The organism is Comamonas jiangduensis (assembly GCF_030162955.1).
GTDB classification, from domain to species: Bacteria; Pseudomonadota; Gammaproteobacteria; order Burkholderiales; family Burkholderiaceae_C; genus Comamonas; species Comamonas jiangduensis.
Map to the genome: position 1 here is coordinate 330,905 of NZ_JARXOV010000001.1, position 6,035 is coordinate 336,939.

Consider the following 6,035-nt stretch of genomic DNA (forward strand, 5'->3'; position numbering starts at 1 on the left):
GCTCGATAGTGCATTGATACCAAAGGAAATTCCATGAGCCTCAAGTGCGGCATCGTGGGCCTGCCCAACGTGGGCAAGTCCACCCTCTTTAACGCCCTGACCAAAGCCGGCATCGCTGCTGAAAATTACCCCTTCTGCACGATTGAGCCCAACACTGGTGTGGTGGAGGTGCCCGATCCCCGCCTGAACCAGCTGGCTGAGATCATCTCGCCCGAGCGCATCGTGCCCGCGATTGTGGAGTTTGTGGACATCGCAGGCTTGGTGGCTGGCGCTTCCAAGGGCGAAGGCCTGGGCAACCAGTTCCTGGCCCACATCCGCGAAACCGACGCGATTGTGAACGTGGTGCGTTGCTTTGAAGACCCCAACGTGATCCACGTGGCGAACAAGGTCGACCCGATTGCCGACATCGAAGTGATCCAGACCGAGCTGTGCCTGGCCGACTTGGCCACCGTGGAGAAGGCGCTGAACCGCTACTCCAAGGCCGCGCGTTCTGGCAATGACAAGGAAGCTGCCAAGCTGGTCTCGCTGCTGGAGCCTATCCAGGCAGCACTGAACGAAGGCAAGCCTGCCCGCGTGGTGCCCGTGTCCAAGGAAGACGCGCCCCTGCTCAAGCCTTTCTGCTTGATCACCGCCAAGCCTGCCATGTTTGTGGGCAACGTGGCCGAAGATGGTTTTGAGAACAACCCGTTGCTGGACCAACTCAAGGCCTATGCCGAAGCCCAGGGTGCGCCGGTGGTGGCGATCTGCGCCAAGATCGAAGCGGAAATGTCCGAGATGGACGATGAAGACCGCGACATGTTCCTGCAAGAGCTGGGCCTGGAAGAGCCCGGTTTGAACCGCCTGATCCGTGCCGGCTTCAAGCTGCTGGGTCTGCAAACCTACTTCACCGCCGGTGTGAAGGAAGTGCGCGCCTGGACCGTGCGCGTGGGCGCTACGGCCCCTCAAGCTGCGGGCGTGATCCACGGTGACTTTGAGCGCGGCTTTATCCGTGCACAAACCATTGCGTTTGAAGACTTCATTGCCTACAAGGGCGAGCAAGGCGCCAAGGATGCCGGCAAGATGCGCGCCGAAGGCAAGGAATACATCGTCAAAGACGGCGATGTGATGAACTTCCTGTTCAACGTCTGACCATTGTTTGTTTTTGGTTGAATCGGTTTGGATTGAAACACTTCTTTAAAATCAATACGTTGCATTGATTCTTCATCCAAATCGATTCAAATTGATCTCACTGAATCTGAAGCTTTACCGGGTACGGCTCCGGGTATAGCATTGCAGAACTTTTGCTCAATACCGGGTATAGGTTTGGGCGACTTTTGCAAGAGGATTCATGCTGACAGATACCAAGTGCAAAGCTAGTGCACCCCGTGAAAAGCTCTATCGTTTGGCCGATGGCGGAGGGCTTTACCTAGAGGTAAAACCTAATGGGGTCAAGGCTTGGCGCTATCGTTTTGAGATCAAAGGTAAAGAGAGCCTCTTTGCCATTGGCGAATACGCGCCTGCCTCTAATAAAGAAACTGCTGCGCAAGCGGAGGAGAGACGGGGCGCTAAGCGCTTCACATTGCAGGAAGCGCGTGGTGAGCGTACACGGTGTAGAGATCTGGTAAGGCAGGGCATCAATCCTGCGGATCACCGTAAACAGGAGCAGATCAAGGCTGAGCATGCTGCTCGTATCACTTTCGAGGTGATTGCCAAAGAGTGGTTGTCAATGCGAGATTGGCACGAGCTGACTAAGCTGCGGCGCTTGGATGTCTTTGAGCGGGTTATCTTTCCCAAGATAGGCCAACTGCCGATTGCCCAGATCACGTCTTTGCAAGTGCTAGATGTCTTGAACGATGCAGACAAGAAAAATGGCCCATCTGTTCGTGATGTCGCCAAGCGTTCGATGTCGTCGGTATTTGAGTTGGCGATCGCAACCTTGAGGGCTGAGACTGATCCGGTATACCCGGTACGAAAGGCTCATCCTCGTAACAAGACCCAGCATAAGAGGGCGCTAGAAGAAGGCGAAATCGCTCAGTTGCTGCGTGACTTCAAAGGTCTTGGGGGACGATATGAAACGGTGGCATCGTTTCAGCTTATGTGGTGGACTTTGTGTCGCCCGAATGAAGTTGTCGAAGCGCAGTGGCAGGAGTTTGACCTTGGTGCAGCGTGTTGGCTGATTCCTGCTGAGCGTATGAAGATGGGGAAGGCACACAAGGTGCCCTTACCCAGTCAGGCTGTCGAGATGCTGAAGGTTATGCGTGGGCTGACAGGTAGGTTTCAGTATGTCTTTCCTGGCCGTGACAAACGCACTGTCTCTATGAGCCAAGCATCTTGGCGGCAGGCATTGATGAAGCTCGGGTGGAGTGGTCGTTTTAGTCCACATGCTACACGCGTTACTGGTAGCACTCGCTTGCATGAGGTGGGCTATCGATCAGAATGGATCGAGCGGCAATTGGCGCACGCAGATACGAATGCTGTCCGTGCTACTTATAACCATGCGCTGTACTACGAAGACAGAGCTCAGATGATGCAGAAGTGGGCTGATCATTTGGAGAAGCTTTCAGCACTGGAGAGTTGAGCGCCGATGACTCAACGCTTAAAGAAAAAGCTGTGTTTGCCTTTTTAAGTAGTGAGAGATGATGAAGCGTACTTTGCAGCCTTGCCGTTTGCAAAAATGCAGGAGGTATAGCCCAGTGGATTTCGCTTAGCAACTGGAATCAGTTGTTCAAACGACCGGGACCACCTCTCAACGTCGCGACCTAATGAATGCTTGGGGTGCTTTTGTGACGAGTGCCATAACCAAAGCACATGTATACATTGAAATGTATTGGCGTGCTTTAACAGGCGAAGGATGCTCTCAATGAGTACGCATGAGAAGGGTTTTCAGCAGGTCGCGAACATAAGCAATCCGGAGGCTGTTCATGCCTTGCCCGTTGCATTTTTATCTGAAAGCCGATTTGCGCATTTCACCCGCAGTGCTTCACCCGCTGAACGTCAAAGCCTGATGGTGCGTGCAATGCGGGCTGCTACGCAGGTGCAGCGTAATGTAGTCGAGGCGTGCGAAGAAAAAGAAAAAACGAAGCGCGCAGATCAAGTCTGAACTTCTACAACTCAGCAAGCGCTGTCAATAGCTTGCCTCTGAGTGCTGGCATGTCTTGCTTGATCACAGCTAAGACGATGTCATATTGGACACCGTCATAACCGTGGCTGAGGGCGTGTCCGAATTTTTGTGTAAACGGTTCGGACTTCAGTTGATGTAGAGGCGGTCTCCGAACTCAATGGTAAAGCGTGTCAGCGCAGCTTTCCAATCCCGGATGGGCATGCTCCACTTCTGGCTGATGTTGCGTAGGGCCAGATAGAACAGCTTGGTCAGCGCCTCATCGCTGGGGAATGAGCCCCTGTTCTTGCTCAGTTTCCTCAGGCCCATGTTGACCGACTCAATGGCGTTGGTGGTGTAGATGACCTTGCGGATTTCTGCTGGGTAATCAAAGAACGGTGTCAGGCGACTCCAGTTTCTGCGCCAGGACTGGCTAATGGGCGGGTACTCGGTATCCCAGCGCTGCTCAAACTCACAGAGCATCAGCTCAGCCTCTTGTACGGTAGCTGCCGTGTAGATACGGCGCAGGTCGGCTGCCACTTCTTTGCGGCGTTTCCACGAGACGTAGTTCAGGCTGTGGCGCACCATGTGCACGATGCACAACTGAACCACCGCCCTTGGGAACACGGCCTCAATGGCCTCGGGGAAGCCCTTGAGTCCGTCAACGCATGCAATGAAGATGTCTTGCACGCCACGGTTGCGCAACTCGGTGACCACCTGCAGCCAGAATTTGGCCCCCTCGCTCTGGGCCAGCCACAGGCCCAGCACCTCCTTCTCGCCGCTCATATTGATGCCAATGGCCAGGTACACCGCCTTGACCCGTACCGCTCCCTCACGCACCTTCACATGGATGCAGTCTAGGTACACGATGGGGTAAATAGGCTCCAGTGGCCGGGCCTGCCAAGCCTTCACTTCATCAGCCACGGCATCAGTCACCGAGGAAATCAGGCTGGGCGAGACCTCGGTGCCGTACATCTCCTGCAGGTGGCTCTGAATCTCCCGCACTGTCATGCCACGGGCGTACAGCGAGATGATTTTGTCGTCGAATCCGGCCCAGCGGGTCTGATGCTTGGGGATGAGTTGCGGCTCAAAGCTGCCGTGTCGGTCCCGGGGTACTTCGATGGGTAGTTCACCGAAATCACCCTTGAGGGTCTTCTTGCTCTTGCCATTGCGGGTGTTACCAACAGGGTTGGAAACAGCTTCATTGCGCTCGTGCCCCAGATGCTCGGTCAGCTCAGCTTCCAAAGCTCGCTCGACTAGTATCTTGGTCAACTGCTTGAGCAGGCCGTTCTCGCCAATCAGATCTTCAGGCTTCTTGTAGTTGGCCAGCAGGCCGGACAGCAGTTCTTCAGGTACGTCGTGTTTCTTGGTGCTCATGGTGTTTACGGACAGGCCGGATTGCGCCGGCAGTGGATTGTCCGTTTACACAAAATTCTGCACACCCTCGTGGCTGATTTTGGAGCGCATGCCCCACCATCCTGAAGCATTCAACGCATGGCGCGCCTCAAAGCTAGGATCAGCAGTTTGTGCGTTATGAAGACACTGTCCAACGACCTCAATGCAGCGTACCAAGGAGTCGCGCAGCATATTGACTTCGATGGCATCATCGTCTTCATCACACAGCCTCTCTTGCATCCCAGGTGATGCACTGCTCAGGTACATCTCAGCCATATCGATGCGCTTGATGGCATCTTGCAGATAGTCAGGCAGCCTTTCTGGTTTGACGGGGTCAATGCTCACAGCGCAACAGCCCCTTGCACTACTGTGTCGCGCCATTTTTTGGGCAAGCTGCGCGGGGTGTTCACATCGAACTGGACACCGATTTCCTTGCTCAGCTCCATCTGCATATTGACCAAGTCCAGCAGGCTCCCACCAGGCATCATGTCGATCAATAGATCAACGTCACTGGTGTCGTGTTGCATACCAGATGCGACCGATCCAAACAGGCGCGGATTAGCGCCTTTGTGACGAGCGACGATGGAGCGGATACGCTCTCTTTGGCTGAGTAGTTGGCGGTAAGTGGTCATGGTCAACCTCCTTGCTGTCATTCTTGCAGTCTATGGATTCTCCGGCAAGAAAAGGGCAGATTCAAACCTGCCCACCCACGCCCTTGAACTTCTCCACAAACGCAGCGATCTTTTGAAACACCGTCTGCTTCTTGGTCAGGTACTGCGGATTCAGCGGGCTCATCTTGGGCAGCACAGCATTCAGTTCTGTGCCACTGTCTGAGGCGTATTCACGTTTGAGGGAATTGGTGATGTAGCGTTTGGCAGCTTCCGCATTCAGCTTCTCCTCATCAATCAACGCCTGTGCTTCACGCTGCTGCTCAGCCTGGGCGTATTGGAAGAAGGCATCAATCACCGTGGCCTTGTCGCCCAGGTCATCAAGATTGGTGTGGTTGATAAAGTCCACCACCAAGTCTTCCTTGGCGCGGTTGCCAATGCTGGCGCGTATGACGCGGCGCACATCCTCAACCAACGTGGATTTGTCTTTGAGCTTCTTGTTGTTCTCAAAGATCAGTTCAAGGATGTAGTCCAGATTGATCTCTTGGGACTTGAGCAAGTCCACCTCAAACACCACATCGTTCCAGTCGATGCCAGAGGGTGTTACATCGCCACCGCCACCTTCACGCTCCTTGCGTATCCAGTCGCGTACATCGTTGTAAGTGGAGCGGTAGTCCTGCACCTTGCGCTCCGCAGGCATGGTGATGGCTTGCAGTGCCTGCAAATCTTCATCGCTCAGGTAGTGCTTGGCCTTGAAGTCCTCTACGGCTGCAGGATCGTTCAGATCCACTTCTTGCAAAGCCTTCAAGCTGGCGAACTCATCGTAGTTCTGCAGGATGTTTTCCAGGCGCAAATACTCGCCAAACAGCTTCACGAAAGCTTTCTTGTCTGACTCCTTCTCAATGGCTGCAGGGTCAGGAAAGCGTTCTTCCAGTTCTTTCACCACCTCGATAAAG

7 protein-coding genes are annotated in these 6,035 nt (G+C 54.2%); 3 read left to right on the forward strand and 4 right to left on the reverse strand.

Going from position 1 to position 6,035, the window contains the following annotated elements; genetic code table 11:
- Nucleotides 1–33 precede the first annotated feature (33 nt).
- The 3 genes from ychF to QEP12_RS01455 all read left to right on the forward strand — a co-directional run bounded on the left by ychF (nt 34) and on the right by QEP12_RS01455 (nt 3,079).
- Nucleotides 34–1,128, forward strand: coding sequence for a redox-regulated ATPase YchF (gene ychF, locus QEP12_RS01445; protein WP_042415225.1), 1,095 nt, complete (start codon nt 34–36; stop codon nt 1,126–1,128).
- Between the two features lie 199 nt (nt 1,129–1,327).
- Nucleotides 1,328–2,557, forward strand: coding sequence for a tyrosine-type recombinase/integrase (locus tag QEP12_RS01450; RefSeq protein WP_174863245.1), 1,230 nt, complete (start codon nt 1,328–1,330; stop codon nt 2,555–2,557).
- 282 nt (nt 2,558–2,839) lie between these two features.
- Nucleotides 2,840–3,079, forward strand: a complete 240-nt coding sequence (locus QEP12_RS01455; RefSeq protein WP_284213141.1) for a hypothetical protein — start codon at nt 2,840–2,842, stop codon at nt 3,077–3,079.
- 147 nt (nt 3,080–3,226) lie between these two features.
- Here QEP12_RS01455 and QEP12_RS01460 read toward each other — a convergent pair whose 3' ends face one another.
- The 4 genes from QEP12_RS01460 to QEP12_RS01475 all read right to left on the reverse strand — a co-directional run.
- Nucleotides 3,227–4,453 (reverse strand): IS256 family transposase, encoded by a 1,227-nt coding sequence (locus QEP12_RS01460; protein WP_284213142.1) that lies wholly within the window; start codon nt 4,451–4,453, stop codon nt 3,227–3,229.
- Nucleotides 4,454–4,498: 45 nt separating this feature from the next.
- A complete protein-coding gene (locus QEP12_RS01465; protein ID WP_174863242.1) occupies nt 4,499–4,816 on the reverse strand; it encodes a hypothetical protein in 318 nt (105 codons plus the stop codon).
- Nucleotides 4,813–5,103, reverse strand: coding sequence for a nucleotidyltransferase family protein (locus QEP12_RS01470; protein ID WP_174863241.1), 291 nt, complete (start codon nt 5,101–5,103; stop codon nt 4,813–4,815). Before QEP12_RS01470 ends, QEP12_RS01465 begins: the two co-directional genes overlap by 4 nt.
- Nucleotides 5,104–5,164: 61 nt before the next feature.
- On the reverse strand, nt 5,165–6,035 hold an 871-nt coding region (locus QEP12_RS01475; RefSeq protein ID WP_431308049.1), incomplete at its 5' end, for a type I restriction endonuclease subunit R, EcoR124 family.